The 22,096-nt window shown below is 65.4% G+C and carries 22 protein-coding genes; 6 read left to right on the top strand and 16 right to left on the bottom strand.

Annotated features, from left to right (window positions below; genetic code table 11):
• Positions 1–477: 477 nt before the first annotated feature.
• Positions 478–1,785 (bottom strand): M18 family aminopeptidase, encoded by a 1,308-nt coding sequence (locus CH276_RS06850; RefSeq protein ID WP_094630448.1) that lies wholly within the window; start codon positions 1,783–1,785, stop codon positions 478–480.
• A 58-nt stretch (positions 1,786–1,843) separates the two neighbouring features.
• Here CH276_RS06850 and CH276_RS06845 point away from each other — a divergent pair, with 58 nt between their 5' ends.
• Entirely contained in the window at positions 1,844–2,752 is a 909-nt protein-coding gene (locus CH276_RS06845) for a hypothetical protein (RefSeq protein ID WP_176459134.1), read from the top strand.
• 94 nt (positions 2,753–2,846) lie between these two features.
• Here the strand turns inward: CH276_RS06845 and CH276_RS28410 are convergent, their stop codons facing one another.
• From CH276_RS28410 to purS, 5 genes are read right to left on the bottom strand one after another with little or no spacing between them, the layout of a single operon-like run.
• Positions 2,847–3,008 carry a hypothetical protein gene (locus tag CH276_RS28410; protein WP_155290807.1) on the bottom strand — a complete coding sequence of 54 codons (162 nt, stop codon included), beginning with the start codon at positions 3,006–3,008 and terminating at the stop codon, positions 2,847–2,849.
• Complete coding sequence (locus CH276_RS06840) at positions 3,005–3,337, bottom strand: hypothetical protein (protein WP_094630447.1); 333 nt, start codon at positions 3,335–3,337, stop codon at positions 3,005–3,007. The genes CH276_RS28410 and CH276_RS06840 overlap by 4 nt, the downstream gene beginning before the upstream one ends.
• Before the next feature lie 7 nt (positions 3,338–3,344).
• A complete protein-coding gene (locus CH276_RS06835; RefSeq protein ID WP_094630446.1) occupies positions 3,345–3,695 on the bottom strand; it encodes a VOC family protein in 351 nt (116 codons plus the stop codon).
• Positions 3,696–3,731: 36 nt separating this feature from the next.
• A complete protein-coding gene (gene purQ / locus CH276_RS06830) occupies positions 3,732–4,409 on the bottom strand; it encodes a phosphoribosylformylglycinamidine synthase subunit PurQ (RefSeq protein ID WP_094630445.1) in 678 nt (225 codons plus the stop codon).
• Positions 4,406–4,657, bottom strand: a complete 252-nt coding sequence (gene purS, locus CH276_RS06825) for a phosphoribosylformylglycinamidine synthase subunit PurS (protein WP_032395924.1) — start codon at positions 4,655–4,657, stop codon at positions 4,406–4,408. The genes purQ and purS overlap by 4 nt, the downstream gene beginning before the upstream one ends.
• 96 nt (positions 4,658–4,753) lie before the next feature.
• On the opposite strand from purS, the gene CH276_RS06820 reads away from it, so the two are divergent.
• Positions 4,754–5,392: an MBL fold metallo-hydrolase gene (locus CH276_RS06820; protein ID WP_094630444.1), complete on the top strand. Its 639-nt coding sequence runs from the start codon at positions 4,754–4,756 to the stop codon at positions 5,390–5,392.
• On the opposite strand, the gene CH276_RS06815 is transcribed toward CH276_RS06820, so the two are convergent.
• From CH276_RS06815 to CH276_RS06795, 5 genes are all read right to left on the bottom strand, one after another.
• A complete protein-coding gene (locus CH276_RS06815) occupies positions 5,389–6,069 on the bottom strand; it encodes an LppP/LprE family lipoprotein (RefSeq protein ID WP_094630443.1) in 681 nt (226 codons plus the stop codon). The genes CH276_RS06820 and CH276_RS06815 overlap by 4 nt on opposite strands.
• Positions 6,070–6,261: 192 nt before the next feature.
• A complete protein-coding gene (gene thiM, locus CH276_RS06810) occupies positions 6,262–7,080 on the bottom strand; it encodes a hydroxyethylthiazole kinase (RefSeq protein ID WP_176459133.1) in 819 nt (272 codons plus the stop codon).
• A gap of 178 nt (positions 7,081–7,258) precedes the next feature.
• The gene (locus CH276_RS06805; RefSeq protein ID WP_094630441.1) at positions 7,259–7,960 is read right to left on the bottom strand and encodes a DUF2334 domain-containing protein; all 702 of its coding nucleotides are present in this window, start codon (positions 7,958–7,960) and stop codon (positions 7,259–7,261) included.
• Positions 7,961–8,015: 55 nt separating this feature from the next.
• Positions 8,016–8,525 carry a glutathione peroxidase gene (locus CH276_RS06800; protein WP_032395929.1) on the bottom strand — a complete coding sequence of 170 codons (510 nt, stop codon included), beginning with the start codon at positions 8,523–8,525 and terminating at the stop codon, positions 8,016–8,018.
• Between the two features lie 128 nt (positions 8,526–8,653).
• Positions 8,654–10,048, bottom strand: a complete 1,395-nt coding sequence (locus CH276_RS06795) for a cation:dicarboxylate symporter family transporter (RefSeq protein ID WP_032395930.1) — start codon at positions 10,046–10,048, stop codon at positions 8,654–8,656.
• Positions 10,049–10,281: 233 nt separating this feature from the next.
• Between CH276_RS06795 and CH276_RS06790 the strand changes: the two genes are divergently transcribed.
• Both CH276_RS06790 and CH276_RS06785 read left to right on the top strand, forming a co-directional pair.
• A complete protein-coding gene (locus CH276_RS06790; RefSeq protein ID WP_230596876.1) occupies positions 10,282–11,775 on the top strand; it encodes a sensor histidine kinase in 1,494 nt (497 codons plus the stop codon).
• The gene (locus tag CH276_RS06785) at positions 11,772–12,446 is read left to right on the top strand and encodes a response regulator (protein ID WP_032395931.1); all 675 of its coding nucleotides are present in this window, start codon (positions 11,772–11,774) and stop codon (positions 12,444–12,446) included. The genes CH276_RS06790 and CH276_RS06785 overlap by 4 nt, the downstream gene beginning before the upstream one ends.
• 48 nt (positions 12,447–12,494) lie before the next feature.
• Here CH276_RS06785 and CH276_RS06780 read toward each other — a convergent pair whose 3' ends face one another.
• Together CH276_RS06780 and CH276_RS06775 are read right to left on the bottom strand one after the other, a co-directional pair.
• Entirely contained in the window at positions 12,495–14,621 is a 2,127-nt protein-coding gene (locus CH276_RS06780; protein WP_094630440.1) for a S9 family peptidase, read from the bottom strand.
• Positions 14,618–15,502, bottom strand: a complete 885-nt coding sequence (locus tag CH276_RS06775; protein WP_045200314.1) for a phosphoribosylaminoimidazolesuccinocarboxamide synthase — start codon at positions 15,500–15,502, stop codon at positions 14,618–14,620. Before CH276_RS06775 ends, CH276_RS06780 begins: the two co-directional genes overlap by 4 nt.
• A 62-nt stretch (positions 15,503–15,564) precedes the next feature.
• Here CH276_RS06775 and CH276_RS06770 point away from each other — a divergent pair, with 62 nt between their 5' ends.
• Entirely contained in the window at positions 15,565–16,977 is a 1,413-nt protein-coding gene (locus CH276_RS06770; RefSeq protein ID WP_094630653.1) for an MDR family MFS transporter, read from the top strand.
• A gap of 96 nt (positions 16,978–17,073) precedes the next feature.
• On the opposite strand, the gene CH276_RS06765 is transcribed toward CH276_RS06770, so the two are convergent.
• From CH276_RS06765 to CH276_RS06755, 3 genes are read right to left on the bottom strand one after another with little or no spacing between them, the layout of a single operon-like run.
• A complete protein-coding gene (locus tag CH276_RS06765) occupies positions 17,074–18,129 on the bottom strand; it encodes an ABC transporter ATP-binding protein (RefSeq protein WP_094630439.1) in 1,056 nt (351 codons plus the stop codon).
• Entirely contained in the window at positions 18,126–19,688 is a 1,563-nt protein-coding gene (locus tag CH276_RS06760) for an ABC transporter permease (RefSeq protein WP_369597426.1), read from the bottom strand. Before CH276_RS06760 ends, CH276_RS06765 begins: the two co-directional genes overlap by 4 nt.
• A gap of 21 nt (positions 19,689–19,709) precedes the next feature.
• The gene (locus CH276_RS06755; RefSeq protein ID WP_045196680.1) at positions 19,710–20,753 is read right to left on the bottom strand and encodes an iron ABC transporter substrate-binding protein; all 1,044 of its coding nucleotides are present in this window, start codon (positions 20,751–20,753) and stop codon (positions 19,710–19,712) included.
• Positions 20,754–20,871: 118 nt separating this feature from the next.
• Here CH276_RS06755 and CH276_RS06750 point away from each other — a divergent pair, with 118 nt between their 5' ends.
• Entirely contained in the window at positions 20,872–22,080 is a 1,209-nt protein-coding gene (locus CH276_RS06750; protein WP_094630438.1) for an FAD-dependent monooxygenase, read from the top strand.
• Positions 22,081–22,096 lie beyond the last annotated feature (16 nt).

Genomic DNA, 22,096 nt, shown 5'->3' with positions numbered 1-22,096 from the left:
AACGTCTCGCAAACGCGCGCGCGTTTGCGAGACGCGCGCAAAATTGCCCCCGCACGGGTCACCAATCTGCGCGCACCTGACGAATGCGCGCGCGTTTGCGACTGGCCGACCGAGAAACGGGGAACGCCGAACGATGTCGCGCCGCGGTATTCAGCTTCCGCCCACACCCTCCGCCCCCCGACCCCCGCAAATGCGCGCGCGTTTGCGAGACGCGCGCGGAATCGCCACCGAGCGGATCACGAATCCGCGCGCACCCGACGAATGCGCGCGCGTTTGCGATAGCCGAACGAGAAACGGGGAACGGGGAACGCCGAACGGGGTCGCGCCGCGGTATTCAGCTACTACCCTCACCCTCCGCCCCTCGGCCCCCGCAAACGCGCGCGCGTTTGCAATACGCGCGCGGAATCGCCACCGCACGGGTCACGAATCCGCGCGCACCTGACGAATGCGCGCGCGTTTGCGACTGGCCGACCGAGCTCAGGCTGGGGCGAGGAATGCCGCCAACGCGTCGGCGTATGCCTTCACGTCGGCAGCTCCCATCAATTCTCGTGACGAGTGCATGGCGAGCTGAGCTGCTCCGACGTCCACCGTCGACAGGCCGGTGCGCGATGCGGTGATGGGTCCGATGGTCGATCCGCACGGCAGATCGGCGCGATGTACGTAGCGCTGCAAGGGAACCCCGGCCTGATCGCAGGCGAGCGCGAACGCACCAGCACCCGCGGAATCCGTTGCGTAGCGCAAGTTCTGGTTGACCTTGAGCACCGGTCCCCCACCGAGTTCGATGCGATGCGCGGGCTCGTGCCGGTCCGGGTAGTTGGGATGCGTCGCGTGCGCCATATCGCCCGAGGCACAGATGGATCCGGCCATCGTGCGCAGGAATTCCTCACGCCCACCGCCGCGTCCGAGCACGATGCGCTCGAGCACGGTGTTCAGCAGATCCGAGAACGCGCCGCGGTCGGACATACTGCCGACTTCCTCGTGGTCGAACAGTGCCAACACCGGCGTGACTGCGGTCGGATTGTCCACTGCGGCAAGCAAAGCCTGAGTTCCGGCGTAGCAGGTTCCTTGATTGTCCAGACGCGGCGCACTGACCAGTTCGGACTCGACGCCCACGACGGCACTGGGTGCGAGGTCGTGGGTCATCAACTCCCAACCCAGTACCGAATGCGGGTCGACGCCTTCTCGCTCGGCGACGTAGGCGATGAACGACTGAGGTGAATTGCCTACGCCCCAAATGGCATTGACGTGTCGCTGCGGATCGAGGGTGACGCCCTTGCGATCCTCGGACAGGTGGATTGCCAGCTGCGGAACTCGCAGAATGGGCTCGTCGACCTTCACCAGTACCTCGCGGGCGGTGTTGCCGTCGCGCACACTCAACCGGCCGGAGATACCCAGATCGCGATCGAGCCAGGAGTTGAGCCAGGCACCGCCGTACGGTTCGAGGCCCACCATCTGCCAGCCCGCGGATTGCAGATCTGGATGTTGCTTCACGCGAAGGTTGGGGCTGTCGGTGTGTCCGCCGACGATTCGGAACGGGCCGTCAGGAGTGGAGCCTGCGGAACGACCCGAATTACTGTGCTCGGTACTCCACGCGACGAGTGATCCGCCGCGAACGAGGTAGTAGCGGCCCGGGTCCGTCGACCAGGCGTCGGTCTCCTCGAGGCGTACGAATCCGGCGTCCTCGAGCTGCACCGACACCGTGTTGCAGACGTGGAACGGGGACGGCGAGACGTCGACGAAGTTGCAGAGACCGGTTGCGGAGGCGTGAGTCGACATGGGAACCATTGTGGCAGCCGCCGCGTCGAACACCTCGAGAGCACACACCGACCGGGGGGACGACGTCATGAAATTTCATTCTTTGCCCGACTACGGCGCAGTTCACGCGACCACATTCGCCATCGTGCGGATGAAGACGATCGAAGCATTTCGCAAGCGCGGGGTGGTGGTTCACCGCGAGGACGCGACGACTTTGGCGGTGGGCTCGGGCGTTCGCATGTCACTGAACAATGTGTTCGCCCGATGCTCCGGGGTGAGTCGATCGGCGTGGGACGGCATCATCGCCGGCCATGTCGACCTCATGATCGAGACGATGCGCGAGGCGGATCCCACGTTCTTCACCGGATTGTCGGACGACGAATTCCACTCGAGGCTGCGCGAGCGCGTCATCGCTCCGTCAGCCCTGGCGGCTATGGGTGAGTGCGAGTACGAGTATTCCGTCCCACTACTCGACGTGCCGGGCGCACCGCGACGGGTGCTGAACCTGTCTTCTCCGAATCGCGCTGTGACACTGGCAGATCGGCATCTCGTCGGCCGAGACCTGAACGCCGCCTGGGCTGCCGGACGAAGGAACACCGCGGCGCTGAAGTTCGAGGACGGCCGAATTCTCAGCAGAAACAGCATCGACATCGAGGTCCTCAGCGGTGATTCGATCTACCTCGCGTCGAAGGTTGCCGATATGACCACGCTGATCTCCGCGCACCTCGGCGAATGTCTGTACGGCGTATTGTTCGTGGTTCCCAATGCCTACGAGTTCGTTTTTCACCGGCCGCGCAACGCCGACATGGCGCTCACGGCAGCAGCCGAGCTCGCCGATCTGGCGGATATGTTCAGTCGTGATACACCGAGCCCACTGTCTCGCTCGGTGTTCTTCTGGAGAGACGGCGAGTACTGCCAGGTGTTCGACGGGATCTCGATCGAACCCACCGGCATCTTTGCCTCGACTGTGACCGAGCTGCGAGAGTGTGCGGCATGACTGTGTTCGACGGTCCGAACGCCTGGCATTCCCGACGAACGCCCCGCATTCCAGAGACGGAATGCTGGGCGCTCGTGTCCTGATAGGACGCGCGCTATTCGGGCGGCGGGACGGTGGGTCGTCCCGCTGCGGCGTCGCGAATCCACTGAGGTACCTCACGCCCGTTGCGTTCACGGATTGCGATCGATGCGCGAGCGGCGGCCGCGGCGACTTCCGGACGCCCAGCTTTGATCTTGCGTTCCTCGGCGGTGGTCATCGCGGTTCCTCCAGTTCATCGACTCGATTGTCAGTGTCCCCGCATTCAGAGGGTTCCGCCAGTGCGCGTCGGAGGGCGCGATCGGCAACGGCAACGAGAACGTCCTGTTCTGTTCTGGTTATGAGTGGCGAATCTGTGACCGCCCCGTAGATATCCCACCCCAGGGCAGCTTCGGCGTCGTCCGTGCTGACTGTGTGGTCGAGGCACCAGGTGATCCGCTGCCATGCCTGCGCTCGTTTGTCGGCGACGGTGCGCTGACGAATGGTGAGAGCGACTCCGACGACGGCGAGGACGCCCACCACCAGAGTCACCCATGCCCGGGCCGGCATTCACTGCTCAGTGCGACCCGGACACGCAGAACACGTTGCCGTCGGGGTCGCTCAGCGTCACCCAGCGAAAGTCGCCCATGGTGTGCTGCGCAACTTCGCGTGCACCCGCCTCGACCAGCCGCGCGACCTCGCCGTCGAGGTCAAGGGTGGTCATGTCGAGGTGGACGCGATTCTTGCCCGGCGTCGGGTCCTCGATCTTCTGGAAGGCCATCCGGTACGGGGCCGCAGCGAGAGCGACGACGTAGAACCAACCGTCGTTCTCCTCCACGATCGTTCCGTCCACTTGTGCCGCCCACCAGTGTGCGAGCGGTTCCGGATCGGCGGTGTCGAACGTGATCATGCCCAAGGTCAGTGTCATGGCGGCACAGTAACTGCGACCACCGACACGTTCGGGTCAGGCGTTGACGATCGTGTCCAGTGCCGAATAGAAGATGCCGAGGCCGTCGTCGCTCGGTCCGGTGAGCGGCTCGGTTGCGTGTTCGGGGTGCGGCATCAAGCCGACGACTCGACCGTTGGCCGAGGAGATCCCGGCGATCCCACGCTGCGATCCGTTCGGGTTGCTGCCGCTGTAACGGAAGACCACCCGGCCCTCGCCCTCGAGCTCGTCGAGCACGTTCTGCGGTGCCTGGAACCGGCCCTCGGCATTCTTGACCGGGATCAGAATCTCGGCACCGGGCTCGTAGCGCGACGACCATGCGGTGTCGGTGTTCTCCACCTTCAGCCACTGATCGCGGCAGACGAAGTGCAGACCCTCGTTACGGGTCAGCGCGCCGGGGAGCAGGCCGACTTCGCAGAGCACCTGAAAGCCGTTGCAAATGCCGAGGATCGGCATGCCACCCTCGGCGGCCTTCACGACGGACTCCATCACGGGGGCGAAGCGAGCGATCGCACCGGCCCGGAGGTAGTCGCCGTACGAGAATCCGCCGGGGACGACGATGGCGTCGACGTTCTTCAGATCCGCATCGGCATGCCACAGACTGACGGCCTCGCCACCGGCGAGGGTGACGGCGCGCGAGGCGTCGACGTCGTCGAGGGTCCCGGGAAACGTGATGACCCCTACGCGGGCGCTCATGCGGCGGGCTCCACCGAGACGCGAGTGACCGTCCAGTCCTCGATCACGGTGTTGGCCAGCAGTGATTCTGCGATCTTCTCGAGTTCAGCGTCGTCGACGGTGTCGTCGACCTCGAGCTCGAAGCGCTTGCCCTGGCGGACGTCGGACACGCCGGAGATCCCCAGACGGCCGAGCGCTCCTGCGATCGCCTGACCCTGCGGATCGAGAATCTCGGCCTTGGGCATGACATCGACAACGACTCGGGCCACGAAAGCGCTCCTTGAAATACGTACGGCTGGTTACCGGCAGGTGGGAGTCTACGCAGCCCTGGCGGGAGGCGCGAAACCGCGCTTACTGTGGAGTCCATGCGGCTGACACACTTCGGACATTCCTGCGTTCTCGTCGAACTCAACGGCACCACCGTGTTGTTCGATCCCGGCACGTTCTCTCACGGGTTCGAGGGCATCACCGGACTCGACGCGATCCTCGTCACCCATCAGCATCCGGATCACGTTGATCTGCAGCGACTTCCCGAACTCGTCGAGGCGAATCCGCGAGCGGCACTGCACGCCGATCCGATGACCGCAGGCCAGCTCGGCGGCAGATGGGCGGCAGCTCCCGCAGGCAAGGCCTTCACCGTCGGCGGCATCACGGTTACCGGCGTCGGCGGCACGCACGCCGTCATCCATCCCGAGCTGCCCGAGATCGACAACACCGGCTACCTGCTCGGCACCCCGGAGAACCCCGGCCAGCTCTTCCATCCGGGCGACTCGCTGTTCGTCCCAGAACAACAGGTCGACGTGCTCGCACTTCCTGCGGCAGCGCCCTGGTCGAAGCTGTCCGAAACCGTCGAATTCCTGCGTGCGGTGGCGCCGCGGATAGCCTTCCCCATTCACCAGGCCGTGGTTGCGGAGCAGGCCAGGGGCATCTATTACGGCCGCTTCAAGGAGATGTCCGACGCCGAAATCCGCGAGCTACCCGAGGAATCCTCCGTCTCGATCTAGCCGATGACCTCGGGCGGGAGGGTCCCGATCATGGTCACTTGCGTCCCGTCCCACCGATAGTCGATCGTCACCGGGCCGCCGGTCGGATTCGCGTTGGCGTCGTTCGCGAGAGGCCAGCGGTAGTTCACGGTGACGGTGTCGGCGGTCTGGCCCACCACCGAGGTGAACGCGGTGGGCTCGAGCGTCGCTGTGCCCAGGTAGTCGTAGTTGTGACCTGCGAAGAAGAGAAGGTGCGTCGGAGACGACACGGTCCCGCCGGTGTCGGCTCGCACCCAGGTGAACGGCGCGCAGGCGTCACCGATTTTCGTTGCGATCCACGGCTCGCCCGGGAAGTACTCCGGCAACGACGCGACCGCGTCGACCACCCTCGTGGAGTCCAGCCCCAGGCAGATGGGGTACTCCGAGCCCGGTGCATGCTGTTCGCCGTCGGGCAGGGAGTTGTTCTCCGGTAGTTCCTCGGTGTTCGAGTCGACCGGACCGTTCGGCTCTGCGCCCCCGGCGTCGACGATCGGCCGGCCCTCGTCCTGCTGGGCCTGTGGCTGGGTGGCCGGGGCCTGAGCGCTCGAGGTGAACGCCGTGGTGGGGGCAGCAGTGACCGGCGCTGCGCTCGGTTCGTCCGAGTTTCCGCACGCGACAAGGCTGAGAGCAGTGAGGGTGACGAGGAGAATTCGCTTCATGAGACCACCTGGTTCGATTTGCCCGACGCCAGGTATGTCCGCCCGCAAACATGTTCCGTTACATCACGTTTCGGTCAAGAGGGCGTTACCTTCGCAGCGATCTGCATTTTTCGCACCACTACGCGCACATTTCGCGACATTCCCGCGGATACTGCGGCACAGTGCAGCACCAGGTGCACACTGGAGCGCGCGTCATTCAGGCCAGCCGATGTCGAGCCGAACCAATTCACGAATTGCCGACTCGTCGACCGTGTCGAGTCCGTCGAGGAACGCGGCTGCGAAGGATCCCGGCCGCGACGTCGACCGGGCCGCGATCTCCGACGCCACCGCGACATGCGCGTGCGCCGCGACGGCACCGATCAGCGCATTCGGTGACACCGAGCAGTAGGCAGCCGTCAGTGCACCGAGCGCACACCCGGTCGCCGTAACTCGCTGCAGCAGTGCACTTCCGCCGCCCACCTTCACCAGGCCGCCGGGGCCGAGGATGTGATCGATCTCCCCCGATGCAGCCACCACGTCCACTCGATCGAGCAGCGACCGGGCCGCTTCGACCGAATCTGCCACGGCTGCAGACGAATCCACCCCGCGCGATCCGCCGTCAGCGCCCGCCAGTCCCATGACTTCCGACGCATTTGCGCGAATGACGCTGGGCCGGTTGGCAAGCAGCTCCACGGCCACCTGGGTTCGCCACGGCAGACCGCCCGCTCCCACCGGATCGAGCACCCACGGCTTCCCCGCTGCCCTCGCCGCGGCCGACGCCAGCCGAGAACTCTCCACCTGCGCCGCCGTCGGAGTTCCGAGGTTGACCAGCACTGCATCGGCGATCTCGGCGAATCCGGCCGCTTCCTCGGGGTTGTCCACCATCGCCGGAGCGGCCCCTGCGGCCAACAGCGCGTTCGCGACGAACTGCACCGACACGGTGTTGGTCAGACACTGCACCAGCGGATTGCGATCGCGCAGAATACGATGCGCGGCGACGATGTCGTCCAGGGTCACAGTCGAGACACTCATTGTTGCGAGTCTACGACCGCGCCCACCCCGTTCGCGTCAATGGACCGTTGCATACGTCTGGGCGCTGCAAAGTGCCATTCACGCCACAACCCCGTGCGCGTGAATGTCGCATTGCATACGTCTGGGGAGTGCAATGGTCCATTGACGCGAGAGCGAGCGAAGCGAGCGAAACGGTCCGCTAGGCCACGCGGGATTTGGTGCGTGGGGTCCATTCGTAGACCCCGGCCTCGGCTCCGTGGTGCAGGGAGAGGTCGATGGCGTCCAGGATTGCCTGGCGCGGTCCGGGTCGTCCGAGTTGCTTGGCGCTGATGGCCAGGCGTACCACTCCGTCGCGGCGGGCGGTGCGGCCTGCGCCGAGTACCAGTGCTTTAAACCACCAGGGTTCGGCTTTGAATCCTTCGCCGATTCCCCAGACTCGGGCGCGGACGACATCGTCCCGGTCGAGGTCGTGAATACCGTTGAGCGCAGCCAACGTTCGGAATCCCGCGTCGGGCAGTGCTTCCACGGCGCCGGGTGAAGCGATCCAGCGGGGAGCGGCGAACACCCGGGTGCGCAGGCCGGTCTGTTCCATGACGCGGTCGGCGGCCATCAGTCGAAGTCGGGCTTCGTGACGCGGCAGTGCGGAGAACTCGGAGCGTCGACGCTTCGTCGCGGCCTGGTCGTAGCCGTGCAGAACGATCGCGTCGCCGCCGTCGCGTCGCGCCCGCAACCATTCCTGGGTGGGCACGTCCGCTGCGAGACGGTATTTGTCCTTCAACCGAGGCGCGACGAGCAGTGAGAGCGGAACGCCTCGTCCGTCGAGGATCCGCGCGAACTCGGCGGCGTGCTCGTAGGTGTCGTTCTTGATACCGCTCACCGACACGATCAGACGTCCAGACATGACTCGAGCCTCGCACACCAGCGTGAACGAGACTCGAAGTCGATGCAGACAGAAGCTAAACGGTCATCGTTTCCTTCGGCAGGATCTTGTCGATCGCTGCGAGCACCTCGGGGGCGTCCGGCTCGGTGCGCGGACGGAAACGGTTGGTGACGACGCCGTCGGGCGAGATCAGGAACTTCTCGAAGTTCCACTGGACGTCTCCGGCCTTGCCTTCGGCGTCTTCGGTCTTGGTCAGTTCGGCGTACAACGGGTGCTGATTGTCACCGTTGACGTCGACCTTCTCGGTCATCGCGAACGTGATGCCGTAGGTGGTGGAGCAGAAGGTTTCGATCTCTTCTGCCGTGCCGGGCTCCTGGCCACCGAACTGGTTGCAGGGCACTCCGACGACCGACAGGCCACGAGAGGAGTAATCGTTGGCGAGCTTCTCGAGCTTTTCGTACTGCGGGGTCAGTCCACACTTGGACGCGACATTGACCACGAGCACGGCCCGTCCGGCGTACTCGTCGAGCGAGGTGGGCGCACCGCCCAGCGTGTTGATGCCGATGTTCTGAACTTCAGTCATCATCCGAACTTACCTGTGAGTACGCCGAGAACGGGAACCGACGTGGAAAACAAGAACGACCCCGCTGGTGGCGGGGTCGTTCTCGGTTTTCCGAACCGGGCGACGGGGGGATGCGCGGCGCCCGGCAGGCACTACGCCTTGGCGGCGTGCTTTTCGATGATGACCTGCTTGTCTGCAGGCCGGTCGTCCTCGGGGAGGTGGTCGTCGACCATGGTCTCCTCGTCGAACGGAAGGCCGCCGTCGAGCACCGTGTTGACCCGGTCCTTGTCGATGGTCTTGGTCCAGGTGCCGACCAGCAGGGTGGCGACGGCGTTACCCGAGAAGTTCGTCAGCGCACGGGCCTCGGACATGAAGCGGTCGATTCCGACGATCAGGCCGACTCCGTCGAGCAGTTCGGGGCGATGGCTCTGCAAGCCACCGGCCAAGGTGGCCAGACCGGCTCCGGAGACGCCGGCTGCGCCCTTGGAGGCGATGATCATGAAGAGCAGCAGCGAGAACTGCTCGCCGATCGAGAGCGGCATGTTCATGGCGTCGGCGATGAAGATCGAGGCCATCGTCAGGTAGATCGCGGTGCCGTCGAGGTTGAACGAGTATCCGGTGGGGACGACGATGCCGACGGTGGTGCGCTCGACTCCTACGTGCTCCATCTTGGCGATCAGACGCGGCAGGGCCGACTCGGAGGACGACGTGGCGACGATGAGCAGGTACTCACGGGCCAGGTACTTGACCAGCTTGAAGATCGAGAAGCCGGAGACGAAGCGCAGGATCAGTCCGAGGAAGAAGAAGACAAAGATGAAGCAGGTGATGTAGAAGGCGAGCATCAGGGTGCCGAGCTGGATGACGGCGTCGAACCCGGTCTTGCCGACAACACCGGCAATGGCACCGAAGGCACCGATCGGGGCGAGCCACAGGATCATGGTCAGGATGCGGAAGACGAGCTTCTGCACCGAACCGATGCCCTTGAGGATGCCCTCGCCGCTCTTGCCCATGGCCTGCAGCGCGAAGCCGACGAGGATGGCGACGAACAGCGTCTGCAGGACGGATCCGGCGGTCAGCGACGACAGCAGACTCTCGGGGATGATGCCGGCGATGAAGTCCATGGTTCCGCCTGCACCCTCTGCGGTTTTGGCGTACTCATCGCCACCGCCGGGCACGATATTGAGTCCCTCGCCGGGCTGAATCAGGTTGCCGACGACCATGCCGATACCGAGGGCGATGGTCGACATCGTGATGAAGTAGGCCAGGGCAAGGCCGCCGACCCGTCCGACGCTGGCTGCCGCTCGAACCGATCCGATACCGAGGACGATGGTGCAGAAGATGACGGGGCTGATCATCATCTTGATCAGGCTGACGAAGAGCGTGCCGAGGACCGCGAGCTCGACGGCGAAGTCCTTGGCGGTCAGTCCTACGATGACGCCGGCGACGACGGCGATGATCACGGCGATGTAGAGCCAATGAGTCTTGTCGCGCTTCTTCTTGGGCTCGGTGGGCGGATTGTCGAACCGCTCCGCATCGATGGTTGTCATGAATGTTCCTTCTGGTTCAGGTGAAGCGCGAGTCGAACTGCTGACTTCGTGACTACTGGGAGTGGAGTGAGGTGGATCACCCCTGCTGAGAGATGATGTTGCTGCACCGGGTGACAGGAGTCACCTATACGTTCATTTCGTTCACGTTCGATGTATTGCACGAAAGGATTGCGTTGTCCTCGAAGCGCCCACTGAGCGTCGCCGGCCAGGTGTTGGTGCTCCAGCTCGTCGTCATGGCGGTCGTCGTGTTCGCCGGCGGCATCCTGACGGTGCTCAACGAGCGGTCCAACAGCGACGACGCGACCCGACGCGAAGTCACGGCGATCGCGGTCAGTATCGCCAACGAACCGTCGACGCCCATTGCGATCGAGTCCGACGATCCGACGTCTCGGCTGCAGCCGGAAACCGAGAAGATCCGTCAGGTCACGGGTGTCGATTTCATCGTGGTCATGGCCCCGGATCGGACCCGTTTCACCCACACCACCGTCGACCTGATCGGTAAGCCGTTCAGCGGCAACATCGATCGCGCGTTGCAGGGTGAGACGTTCACCGAGACGTACGTGGGTTCTCTCGGCCCGTCGATCCGCTCGGTCACGCCGGTCACCGATTCCTCCGGCGAGATCGTCGGCCTCGTCTCGGCGGGCGTGACCAGGGCCAAGATCAGCGACCAGTTCTTCCAGGGTCTACCCCTCATCGTCGGGGTCGTTCTCGCCGCCTTCGTCGTCGCCGCCGCGGGATCGACGCTGCTCAGCCGCCGGCTCCGGCGTCAGACACTGGGGATGGCTCCTGCGGAGCTGCGCACGATGTACGAGCATCACGACGCCGTTCTGCATTCCATCGGTGAAGGCTTGCTGGTGTTCGGTCGGGGCGACGAGGCGGAGTTGGTCAACGACGAGGCCCGACGCCTCCTCGATCTGCCCGAGGGCCCTGTCTCGTTCGGCTCGTTGCCGGAGTCGATGCAGCAGATGGACACCGGCATCGTGCGCGGTGAACTGCATCTGACGAAGGATCGCGTGCTCGTGGTCAATCAGGATCCGGTGATGTGGGAGGGCCGACGCCTGGGCAACGTACTCACGATTCGCGATCAGACCGAATTGCGTTCGTTGATGGGTGAATTGGACTCGGTGCGCAGTTTCGCGGAGTCGCTGCGTTCGCAGGCTCACGAGTCGGCGAACAGGCTGCACACCGTCATCACGATGGTCGAGCTCGGCCGACCCGAGGAGGCAGTCGAATTCGCGACGGCCGATCTGGAGCTGTCGCAGGCTCTCATCGATCGCCTGATGAACGCGGTCAGCGAACCTGCACTCGCTGCACTGCTGCTGGGCAAGGTCAGTCAGGCCGCCGAGCAGGGCGTGGAGCTGACGATCACCGACGACACGGCCATGGAGCACGAGGGTGTGCTCACTGCACGTGAATTGGTCACGCTGGTAGGCAATCTGATAGACAATGCCATCGATGCCTCGAAAGAATCCGACCAGCCGTGGGTCGAAGTGACGGTCCGTGACGCCGATGGTGAACTCGTCGTCCGAGTCGCCGACAGCGGTCCCGGAATGCCGCCGGAAACGCTCAAAGCTGCTCTGCGGCGCGGCTACTCGACCAAGTCCGGCTCACGCGGTCTCGGCCTCGCCCTGGTGACTCAGGTGATCGGTCGCCATCGCGGCACCTTGACCTCGGAAGTGACGTACGGATCGGTCATGGTCGCCACCATCCCGGGATCGCTCTCGTGATCCGCGTCCTGATCGTCGACGACGAACCGCTGATCGCCGAAGCGCACAAGACGTACGTCGAGCGAACCCCGGGCTTCGAGGTGGCCGGGGTGGCGCACACCGGAGCGTCGGCCATGCGCTTCGCCAGCACCGAGGCCGTCGATCTGGTGTTGCTCGACATCGGTCTGCCCGACGCGAGCGGCATCGACGTGGCGGCGGCGCTCGGCGGTCTACGCCCGAGTCCCGACGTCATCGCCATCACCTCCGAACGGGATCTGTCGGTGGTGCGCTCCGCCGTGGCACACGGCATCGTGCTGTATCTGCTCAAGCCGTTCACGTTCGCCGCGTTCCGCGACAAGCTCGAGCGCTATCGCGAATTCCATGCCGCGTTGCCTGCCGGAGAGAACGCGTCGAGTCAACGCGACATCGACCGCGCGATGGCGCATCTGCGGACCGCCGACGAACGCGTCTCGACACCCAAGGGCATCGCCCCGCAGACGATGGACGGCATCACCGCGAGCATCAAGGAAGCGGCCGACGGACTCAATGCATCCGAGGCCGCCAAGGTCGTCGGAGTGTCCCGAGTGACGGCGTGGCGATATCTCGAGCGCCTCGCCGACGACGGACTGGTCACCCGACACACCGAATACGGCAAGGCCGGGCGACCGCAAGTCCGCTACGTGTGGCGTTAGAGCGGCTGCGCCGCATGTGAGCGGAAATTCGTAGCAGGCTACGAATTTCTATGCACGTGCGCCGGAGGCGCTCACGATCCACGCGTACTCGAAAGCCGCTTCTTTCCACTTCTCGTAGCGTCCGCTGACTCCGCCGTGTCCGGCGCTCATTTCGGTCTTGAGCAGCAGGTCCGAGTCACCGGTCTTCGTCGCACGCAGAGCCGCAACCCATTTGGCGGGTTCGACGTAGAGGACGCGAGTGTCGTTGATGGACGTGATCGCCAGGATCGACGGGTAGTCCTTGGCCTCGACGTTCTCGTAAGGGCTGTACGACTTCATGTACTCGTACACCTCCTCGTCGGCCAACGGGTTTCCCCACTCGTCCCATTCGATGACCGTCAGCGGGAGCGACGGGTCGAGGATGGAGGTGAGCGGATCGACGAACGGAACGTTGGCGAGGATGCCGTTGAACAACTCCGGTGCCATGTTCGCCACCGCTCCCATGAGCAGTCCGCCCGCGCTGCCGCCGTCGGCGACCAGATGCTTCGGTGAGGTGCGCCCGGTGTCGATGAGATGCTGTGCGGCAGCGATGAAGTCGGTGAAGGTGTTCTTCTTCTTCAGCGTCTTGCCGTTGTCGTACCAGTGCCGACCCATCTCGCCGCCGCCGCGTACGTGTGCGACGACGAACACGATGCCGCGGTCGAGCAACGACAACCGGGCGACCGAGAAGGACGGGTCCATCGACGCCTCGTACGATCCGTAGCCGTAGAGCAACGTGGGAGCCGGCCCCTCGGGGACATCCTTGCGCGCGATGACCGACAGCGGAACCTGAGTTCCGTCCGGCGCAGTGGCCCACTCACGATGCTGCACGTAGTCACCGGCGTCGAACTTGCCCAGGACCGGCTGTGATTTGCGGAGCAGCAGTTCGCCACTGGCGATGTCGAGGTCGTAGACCTGGCCGGGGGTGATGAATGAGGTGTACACCATCCGCAGCAGCGGCTGATCCCATTCCGGGTTCGAACCTGCGCCGACGGAGTAGAGCTCCTCGTCGAATTCGAGCTCGCGGTACTCGCCGTACCCCTCGTCGGTCAGCGGCCAGATCGCCATGCGCGTCAGGGCTTCTCGTCGGTACGTGAAGATCAGGTGGCCGGCGAACGCATCGATGTCCTCGACGCGGACGTCGTCGCGATGCGGAACCAGCGTGCGCTGATCGAGTGGGTCCGAGACCGGAGCCTCGGCGAGCAGGAAGTTCTCGGCCTTCTCCCCCTCGGTGCCCCAACCGTTCACCGAGCCGTTGTGGGTGATGAGGAATCGATCCTCACCGGCCACGACGGCGTGCTCGATGCTGTATTCGACGCCGTCCGTGCGGGGCAGTACGACGCGGAACTCGCCCTCGGGATCGGTGGATTCCAGCACCAGGCACTCGGAGGTGATCTTCGAGCCGACCCAGATCATCAGGTACTTCTCGCTGCGGGTGGAACCGAATCCGACCCAGTAACTTTCGTCGGGCTCGTGGAAGACCTGGACGTCCTCGGACTTGCCGAGGGTGTGCCGCCAGACGGTGTCGGGACGCCAGGATTCGTCGACCGTCAGGTAGAACACGTGGGTGGCGTCGGCCGTCCAGGTGGCCCCGGGCGCGACGTTCTCGATGGTGTCGGCGAGCAGCTCGCCGGTCTCGAGATTCTTGAAACGCAGTGTGTAGCGCTCGTCGCCCTCGGTGTCGGTCGAATAGGCCAGCAGGTTGCCGTCGAGGCTGATCGAGAACGCGCCGAGGGAGAAGAAGTCGTGTCCCTTCGCCTCTTCGTTGGCATCGAGCAGGATCTGCTCACCGGGGACGTCCACGTCGGACGACAGGGTGGGCGGGGTCCAGTCGTCGAGAGAGTCGACGGGACAACGGCATTGGAGTCCGTAGGACTGTCCCTCGACGGTGCGCGAGTAGTACCACCACTGCCCCATGCGCGTGGGCACGGACAGGTCGGTCTCCTGGGTTCGCGACTTGATCTCGTCGAAGATCTTTCCTCGCAGTGACTCGAGGCCGGCCGTCTGCTGCTCGGTGTAGGCGTTCTCGGCTTCGAGGTGGGCGATCACCTCGGGATCGTCCTTGGCCCGCAACCACTCGTAGTTGTCGATGAACGTGTCCCCGTGATGGGTGCGCTCGTGCGGCACCTTCTTGGCAACGGGAGGGGTGATCGTCATGGCGTGACCCAATCGTCGAAGTTCAGACCCGAGATGCGCTCGTAGGCCTCGATGTAGCGGCTGCGGGTTGCGGCGACGATGTCGTCCGGCAACGGTGGCGGTGGAGTGTCGGAGCTGCGATCCCAGCCGGATTCGCCCGTCAACCAGTCGCGGACGAACTGCTTGTCGAAGCTGGGCTGGACGCGGCCTTCCTGGTACGAATCGGCAGGCCAGTAGCGTGAGGAATCAGGGGTGAGAACCTCGTCGGCGAGGACCAGGTTGCCGTCGGCGTCGGTACCGAACTCGAACTTGGTGTCGGCCAGAATGATTCCGCGCTCCAGAGCGAAGTTGGCTGCGCGCGTGTAGATCTCGATGGTGTCCTCGCGCAGCTTGAACGCGAGTTCGGCACCGACCTGCTCGACGGCCTGGTCGAAGGTGATGTTCTCGTCGTGGTCGCCGATCTCGGCCTTCGACGCGGGCGTGAAGATCGCCTGGTCGAGCTTGCTGGATTCCACGAGCCCGGGGGGAAGCTGCACGCCGCACACGGCTCCGGTCGCGTTGTAGTCCGCCAACCCGGATCCGGTGAGGTACCCACGCGCGACGCATTCGATCGGCACCATGTTCAGCTTCTTCACCACCAGGGCACGGCCGAGCAGTTCGGCGGGAATGCGTTCGTCGAGCGGATCGCCGGCCAGGTGGTTGACGCCGCCGAGCTCCTCGAAGAAGAACACGCTCATCGCCGTCAGCACGCGTCCCTTGTCCGGGATCGGGGTGTCGAGGATGTGGTCGTAGGCCGAGATTCGGTCGCTCGCGACGAGCAACAGATGCGCGTCGTCGATCGTGTACAGATCGCGGACCTTGCCGCCGGCCAGATGCTCGTAGCTACTCAGTGATGGTCGCACGGTGTTCAACACTATCTGGGCCGGTGGCCGCGGGGGTGCCGGCAGGCATCAGACTGGTAGCTGTGGCAACGAACAACACGACATCGGATGTCGGATTCCGCTCCGAACGAGGACCGATACTGGTTGCGCTGATGCTCAGCACGTCTCTGGTCGCTCTCGACTCGACCATCATCGCCACGGCGGTGCTGTCCATCGTCGACGACCTGGGCGGGTTCACTCAGTTTCCGTGGCTGTTCTCCATCTATCTTCTGGCGCAGGCGGTATCGGTGCCGCTGTACGGCAAACTGGCCGACCTGTTCGGCCGCAAGAAGATCATGCTGTTCGGCATCGCGGTGTTTCTGCTCGGCTCGATCCTGTGCGGCCTGGCCTGGAGCATGCCCGCCCTGATCGCCTTCCGTGCTGTCCAGGGTCTCGGTGCGGGTGCCGTGCAGCCGATGGCCATCACCATCGCCGGCGACATCTACACCCTGGCGGAGCGCGCCAAGGTGCAGGGCTACCTCGCCAGCGTATGGGCGATGTCCTCGGTACTCGGCCCGGCGCTCGGCGGTATCTTCTCCGAGTTCCTGACGTGGCGTTGGATCTTCTTCGTCAACATTCCGCTGTGCGCGCTGGCCGCGGTGATGCTGTGGCGCAAGTTCGACGAGGGAGCCGTGGAACGCACCAAGCCCAAGATCGACTACCTCGGTGCAGGCCTGCTGACGGTGGGTGCGGCGATGGTGCTGCTCGGGCTGCTCGAGGGCGGACAGTCCTGGGCCTGGAACTCCCCCGTCAGCATCGCCATCTTCGTCGCCGGATTCTCCTTGCTGGCCGCGTTCGCGGTGGTGCAGACCAAAGTCGAGGAGCCGATCCTGCCGCTGTGGGTGTTCACCCGTCGGGTGCTGGTGGTCAGCAGTTCCATCTCGCTGCTCGTCGGGGCATTGATTCTCGGCCTGACGTCCTACGTTCCGACGTTCGTGCAGGGCGTGCTCGGCACCGGCGCGATCGTCGCCGGATTCGCCCTGTCCACCCTCACACTCGGCTGGCCCATCGCGGCATCGCTCTCCGGGCGGGTGTACCTGCGGTTCGGCTTCCGCACCACGGCGCTCATCGGTGCCTCCATCGCGGTCGTCGGAGCGGCATTCGCCACCGGCCTCGGTGCCGGTTCACAGGTGTGGCAGGTGGGCGCGGTGTGCTTCGTCATCGGCCTCGGTATGGGTCTGATCGCCAGCCCCACTCTCATCGCCGCTCAGTCGAGCGTCGAATGGTCCGAGCGCGGCGTCGCCACCTCGACCAACATGTTCGCCCGCTCCATCGGCAGCGCAGTCGGAGTCGCGGTGTTCGGTGCCATCGTCAACTCACGGATCTCCGCCGACCCGAGCCCCGAACAACTGTCCGACGCCATCCATCCGGTCTTTCTCGGTGTCCTGGCGGCGGCAGCGGTGATGGCCGTCGCGGCACTGTTCATGCCCAAGCGTGGAGCGGAACCGAGCCGATAGCGTTCTTTCGAATGCTTGTCGGCATGGCCCTCATTTCGTCGGTCCGGCGCGCGATCGTGCCGGGCACGGCCGGTCGTGCCGGTGCGTCTGCGAAAACTAGTCCGCCGAACCCTCGAACCAGTGCACCGGCGATGTCACCGTGACGTCGACGGCGGTGCCGGGGGCGAGTCGGTCGCCGGTCCGGGCGATGGCTCGAAGCCGCAGCCCGGTGGCGCTGTGCCGCAGGGTGACCGAGGATTCGGGGCCGGTGAAAAGCTCGTGTTCGACGACGAACGCGCCGTCGTCGAACTCCGAGACCAGCAGCTGCTCGGGCCGGAGCAACGCCTGTCCGTTTCCCGTCTCTCGAGTGGTGGATTCGAGACGCCCGAGGACGGTGTCGACGTGGCCGCCGTGGGCCGCAGCGTCGACGAAGTAGGCGTCGCCCACGAAGCGCGCGATCGCGGGTGTGGCGGGTCGCTCGTACACCTCACGCGGGGTGTCGATCTGGGCGCAGCGACCACCCAGCAGCACGGCGACCCGATCGGCAGTTCCGAGTGCCTCGGCGCGGTCGTGGGTGACCAGGATCGACGCGGTCTTGCTGGACTGCAACAACTCTCGCACGTCCTGCCTGATCGAGGTACGCAGCCCCGCGTCGAGGGCGGCGAACGGCTCGTCCATCAGCACCACCGACGGAGCAGGCGCGAGCGCCCGCGCCAACGCGATGCGCTGCTGTTGGCCGCCCGAGAGCTCGCTGGGTCTGACCCCACCGGCGTCGGGCAGTCCGACGAGCTCGAGCATCTCGTCGACCCGCCGCGTGCGCTCTGCGCGACCGGACAGATGGGGTCGCAGAAACCCTGCACGCAAACCGAATTCGATGTTTCGTCGTACCGTCAGGTGTGGGAAGAGTCCACCTTCCTGCGGCATCAGGCCTATTCCCCGCTTCTCCGGTGGCACCTGAATCTGCCCCGCCACCGAGATGTCCCTCCCGTCCGAGGTGATCCGGCCCGCGTCGATGCGGTGCAGTCCCGCAATGGATCGCAACAGCGTCGTCTTGCCGCAGCCGGAGGGGCCGAGAACGGCAAGCATCTCGCCGTCGCCGAGGTCGAGGTCGATCCCGTGCAGCACGGCCGTACTGCCGTACGAGGCAACGAGTCCGGAAATCACCATGCTCATGGCAGTGCTACTCGCTTCCGCGTCGTGCGCCCCAGCGCCCGTGTCAGTACGACGGTCGGGACCACCGAGATCAGGATCAGGGCCAGGGCGTAGGGAGCCGCCTCGCCGTATCGGAACGCCTCGGTGGTGGACCACAGCGTGGTCGCGAGCGTGTCGACTCCCCGAGGACGCAGCATCAGCGTCGCCGGTAGCTCCTTGGCGACGGTCAGGAACACCAGAGCGGCCCCGGCGGCGATGCCGGGAGCCGCGATCGGAATCGTCACTCGAAGGTCGGTCTGCAGCCGGCCCGCGCCCAGGGTCCGTGAGACATCCTCGAGGACAACGGGAGTGGCGTCGACGACCGCTCTCGTACTGCCGACGGCCAACGGCAGGAACAACACCACGTATGCCAGCACCAGCAGCACCGCCGTCTGATAGAACGACGGCAGGAACCTGATTCCGAGAAAGACCGTGGCGAGCCCGACGGTGATACCCGGTAGTCCGTGCGCGATGTAGGTGGACAATTCGGCACCGCGGGCGGCCCTCGACGTGGATCGGGCCGCGAACAGCGCGACCGGCAACGCGAGCACGGCCACCACCACCGCGGCGATCGCGGAGTACTGGACGGTCTTGGCCGTGACGGCCAGCACGTCCACCCAGTCGACGGTGAAGCGCAACGATCGACTCAGCCACCGCGCCAGGGCCAGAAGCGGTACCAGCACCGAAACACCAAGGGCTGCAACGACAACGGCCAGAGCAGGCACGCGCCACCGGCCCAGAACCACAGGCTCGGCCATCCGGTCCGTTCCCGATCCCACCCTCGCCGTGGCACCGCGTCGGGCACGCCGTTCGAGGAGGGTGAGCACCAACGCGCCCACCACGAGGACCAGTCCGAGAACCGCGGCCGCGGTGCGATCGAGTCCCCCGCGGTACGCACTGTAGATGCCGAGCGTGAAGGCGTCGTATCGCATCAGAGCCACCGCCCCGAAATCACTGATGGTGTACAGCGCGACCAGCAGCGCACCCGCCGCCGCGGCCGGAACGACGCGACGGCACTCGACGGTCAGCGCCGTGCGCACAGCGCCTCGACCGAGGGTGCGCGAGACCTCGGCCAACGACGGGTCCGCAGTGGCGAAGGCCGCGGACACCGGCAGCATCACCAGCGGGAAACAGGACAGCGTGAGGACCAGGGCTGCACCGGAAAAGCCTGCCAACGAGGGGAACTCGGCGATCCACAGATATCCGGACACGTACGACGGGATGGCCAGCGGGGCGGCGAGGACCATCGCGAAGAAGCGTCGCCCCGGTAGATCGGTCCGTACGGTCAACCACGCCAGCAGCGTCCCGACCACGACCGATGCAACGAGCACGGTGAGCGTCAGTGTTGCCGTGCGGATGGCGAGGTCGAGTGTGCGTTGCCGCAACAGCAGCCCCAGGACCTTCTCGGTGCCGCCGTCGAACGCTCGGACGAACAGATACACCAGCGGTGTCAGCGTCAGCGCTCCCACGCACAACGCGGCCGTCCCGAGAACGGGACGACCGCCGAAGTGGTGCCGCCGAAGCGGCTGGAGTGCAGACACGAGCCCGGAACCGAGGATTGCCTAGATGATTCCGACGTCGGTCAGCAGGGTCTGGGTGGCCTCGAGAGACGAGAGGCGACCCAGATCGAGATCGGTCGAGCCCAGCTCCGACAGCGGCGGCAGGTCGTAGTCGGAGGTGACTCCGTCGATGACGGGATATTCGGCGGTCTCGTTCGCGAAGTAGGTCTGCGATTCGGTCGAGAGCAACTCGCGCACGAAATCGAAGGCCGCTTCCTGGTTGTCCGAAGCAGCCAGCACACCCGCACCGGCGACGTTGATCAGTGCGCCGGGGTCGCCGGGCTCGAAGTAGTGCAGCTCGACCGGGGCGTCGTCGCCGTTCTCGTCCTTGAAGGGGTACCAGTAGTAGTGGTTGAGCAGACCGGTGGCCACCTGTCCGTCGTTGACGGCGGTCAGCAGCGGGCCGTTGCCCTCGAAGGCGACGGGCTCGTTGGCGACGAATCCCTCGAGCCAGGTGCGGGCACCGTCCTCGCCGCGCTGCACGCGCAGGGCGGTGACGAAGGCCTGGAACGAGGCGTTGGTCGGTGCGTAGCCGATCTGTCCGCGCCAGCGTGGGTCGAGCAGTCCGTCGATGCCGGTGGGCAGGTCGGCTGCCTGCACCGAATCGGAGTTGTAGGCCAGCACACGAGCCCGCGCGGAGGTGGCGACCCAGGTGCCGTCGGCACCGCGGTACTGCTCGGGGACCAGGGAGAGGATGTCCTCGGGCAGCGGTGCGAGAGCGCCCGCCTCGTCGAGGGCACCGAGTGCTCCTGCGTCCTGTCCGTAGAAGACGTCCGCCGGGGTCGCGTCGCCCTCTTCGAGGATCTTTGCGGCCTGGGCGTTGGTGTTGCCGGAGTAGTCGACCTCGATACCGCCGCCGATGCGCTCGATCAGGGGGTCGACGAGCTCTTCACCGCGGCCGGAGTACACCACGAGGGCAGACTCAGCGGAGGCGGACTCGGAGGTGGACGTGCCGTCGTCGGACGAGCCGTCCGAGCTGCATGCGACGAGACCGAGGGCGAGGGTTGCGCTGATCGAGAGCAGCGCCAGACGGCGAACGGTGAACACGGTTCTCCTGACGAAAACGGGACATTGAAGACAATTCGATGAAAGTACACCACAAAGGTGAGGCTCAGCTACTTTCCCTCCGGGATTGAACGACCGGCCGCCCGGGCATGCGCGCCCCATGACTTCTCGTGTTCTCGTCACCGGTGCCAGCATCGCCGGTCCCACCGTGGCGTTCTGGCTGGACCGAGCCGGCTTCGAGGTCACCGTCCTCGAACGCTCACCGCAACTGCGACTCGGCGGCCAGAACATCGACGTTCGCGGCTCCGGCCGCGAGGTACTCCGGCGCATGGGCCTGGACGCGACCCTCCTCGCGAACGGAACCACCGAGAAGGGCACCCGATTCGTCGACGACGCCGACGCCACCATCGCGGCCTTCCCGGCCGGCGACGGAACCCATGACGGGCCGACGGCGGAGTTGGAGATTCTGCGCGGCGAGTTCGCGCGGATCCTCGTCGCATCCGCCGGACCACGGACCGAGTATCGCTACGGCGATCGCGTCGTCGGCGTGGTCCAGGATGCCGACGGAGTCGACGTGACATTCGCAACGGGCGCAGCGGAAAGGTTCGACCTCGTTCTCTTCGCCGACGGAATACGTTCCAGCAGCAGGGAACTGGTGCTCTCCGGGGAGGCCGAGACCACACCCGTCGGCCTGTACACCGCCTACGGCGTACTGCCGAAGGGACCGAGCGACGACGGCTGGTGGCGCTGGTACAACGCCCCCGGATCTCGCGTGGCGAATCTACGACCGGACAACCTCGGCACGACGCGATTCAGCCTGTCCTGGGTGTCCGACGACAGCGGCTACGAGGGCGCGTCCACCGAACGCGTCATCGCCGCCCTGCGTTCGACATTCGCAGATGTCGGTTGGGAAGTGCCCCGGATCCTGGACTCGCTGGGACCGGACTCGGAACTGTACGTCGACTATCTGGCGCAGGTGAAGGCCCCGCGCTGGTCCGACGGCAGAATCGGCATGCTCGGCGATGCCGCGTGGTGCGCAACGCCGTTGAGCGGCATGGGAACAACGTTGTCGATCACCGGGGCGTACGTGCTCGCGGGCGAGCTCGCGCGGGCGAATGATCATCGCGCCGGTTTCGAGGCCTTCGAGGCGCGTATGCGTCCGTTCGTCGAGCAGGCGCAGAAGCTTCCGCCCGGTGTGCCTCGCGTCGCGCATCCGAAGACCTCGGCAGGAGTCGCTGCATTCCGCACCGTGCTGCGCCTGGCCGGATCCAAGCCTGTACAGGCCGTGACCAGCAAGTTCCTCGGTCCCGACGCGGCGACGCTCGAGCTGCCGGATTACGAGTTCGACGCAGCCCCACGTGAGCGGTAATTCGACCCCTGCTACG

This window comes from Rhodococcus sp. 06-470-2, assembly GCF_002258235.1.
Lineage (GTDB): Bacteria > Actinomycetota > Actinomycetes > Mycobacteriales > Mycobacteriaceae > Rhodococcoides.
The sequence above is the reverse complement of the archived record's forward strand: the minus strand, read 5'-3'. Positions and strand labels throughout refer to the sequence as shown.

Coding starts and splice junctions, on each gene's coding strand:
- thiM (WP_176459133.1), bottom strand. CDS start 7,080: ATGAGTGTCTCGACTGTGACCCTGGACGACATCGTCGCCGCGCATCGT.
- CH276_RS06790 (WP_230596876.1), top strand. CDS start 10,282: ATGGCGGTCGTCGTGTTCGCCGGCGGCATCCTGACGGTGCTCAACGAG.
- CH276_RS06845 (WP_176459134.1), top strand. CDS start 1,844: ATGAAATTTCATTCTTTGCCCGACTACGGCGCAGTTCACGCGACCACA.
- CH276_RS06800 (WP_032395929.1), bottom strand. CDS start 8,525: ATGATGACTGAAGTTCAGAACATCGGCATCAACACGCTGGGCGGTGCG.
- CH276_RS06835 (WP_094630446.1), bottom strand. CDS start 3,695: ATGACACTGACCTTGGGCATGATCACGTTCGACACCGCCGATCCGGAA.
- CH276_RS06850 (WP_094630448.1), bottom strand. CDS start 1,785: ATGGTTCCCATGTCGACTCACGCCTCCGCAACCGGTCTCTGCAACTTC.
- CH276_RS06805 (WP_094630441.1), bottom strand. CDS start 7,960: ATGTCTGGACGTCTGATCGTGTCGGTGAGCGGTATCAAGAACGACACC.
- purQ (WP_094630445.1), bottom strand. CDS start 4,409: ATGAGCGCCCGCGTAGGGGTCATCACGTTTCCCGGGACCCTCGACGAC.
- CH276_RS06795 (WP_032395930.1), bottom strand. CDS start 10,048: ATGACAACCATCGATGCGGAGCGGTTCGACAATCCGCCCACCGAGCCC.
- CH276_RS06765 (WP_094630439.1), bottom strand. CDS start 18,129: ATGAGCATGGTGATTTCCGGACTCGTTGCCTCGTACGGCAGTACGGCC.
- CH276_RS06815 (WP_094630443.1), bottom strand. CDS start 6,069: ATGAAGCGAATTCTCCTCGTCACCCTCACTGCTCTCAGCCTTGTCGCG.
- CH276_RS06780 (WP_094630440.1), bottom strand. CDS start 14,621: ATGACGATCACCCCTCCCGTTGCCAAGAAGGTGCCGCACGAGCGCACC.
- CH276_RS28410 (WP_155290807.1), bottom strand. CDS start 3,008: ATGACCACCGCCGAGGAACGCAAGATCAAAGCTGGGCGTCCGGAAGTC.
- CH276_RS06750 (WP_094630438.1), top strand. CDS start 20,872: ATGACTTCTCGTGTTCTCGTCACCGGTGCCAGCATCGCCGGTCCCACC.
- CH276_RS06840 (WP_094630447.1), bottom strand. CDS start 3,337: ATGCCGGCCCGGGCATGGGTGACTCTGGTGGTGGGCGTCCTCGCCGTC.
- CH276_RS06820 (WP_094630444.1), top strand. CDS start 4,754: ATGCGGCTGACACACTTCGGACATTCCTGCGTTCTCGTCGAACTCAAC.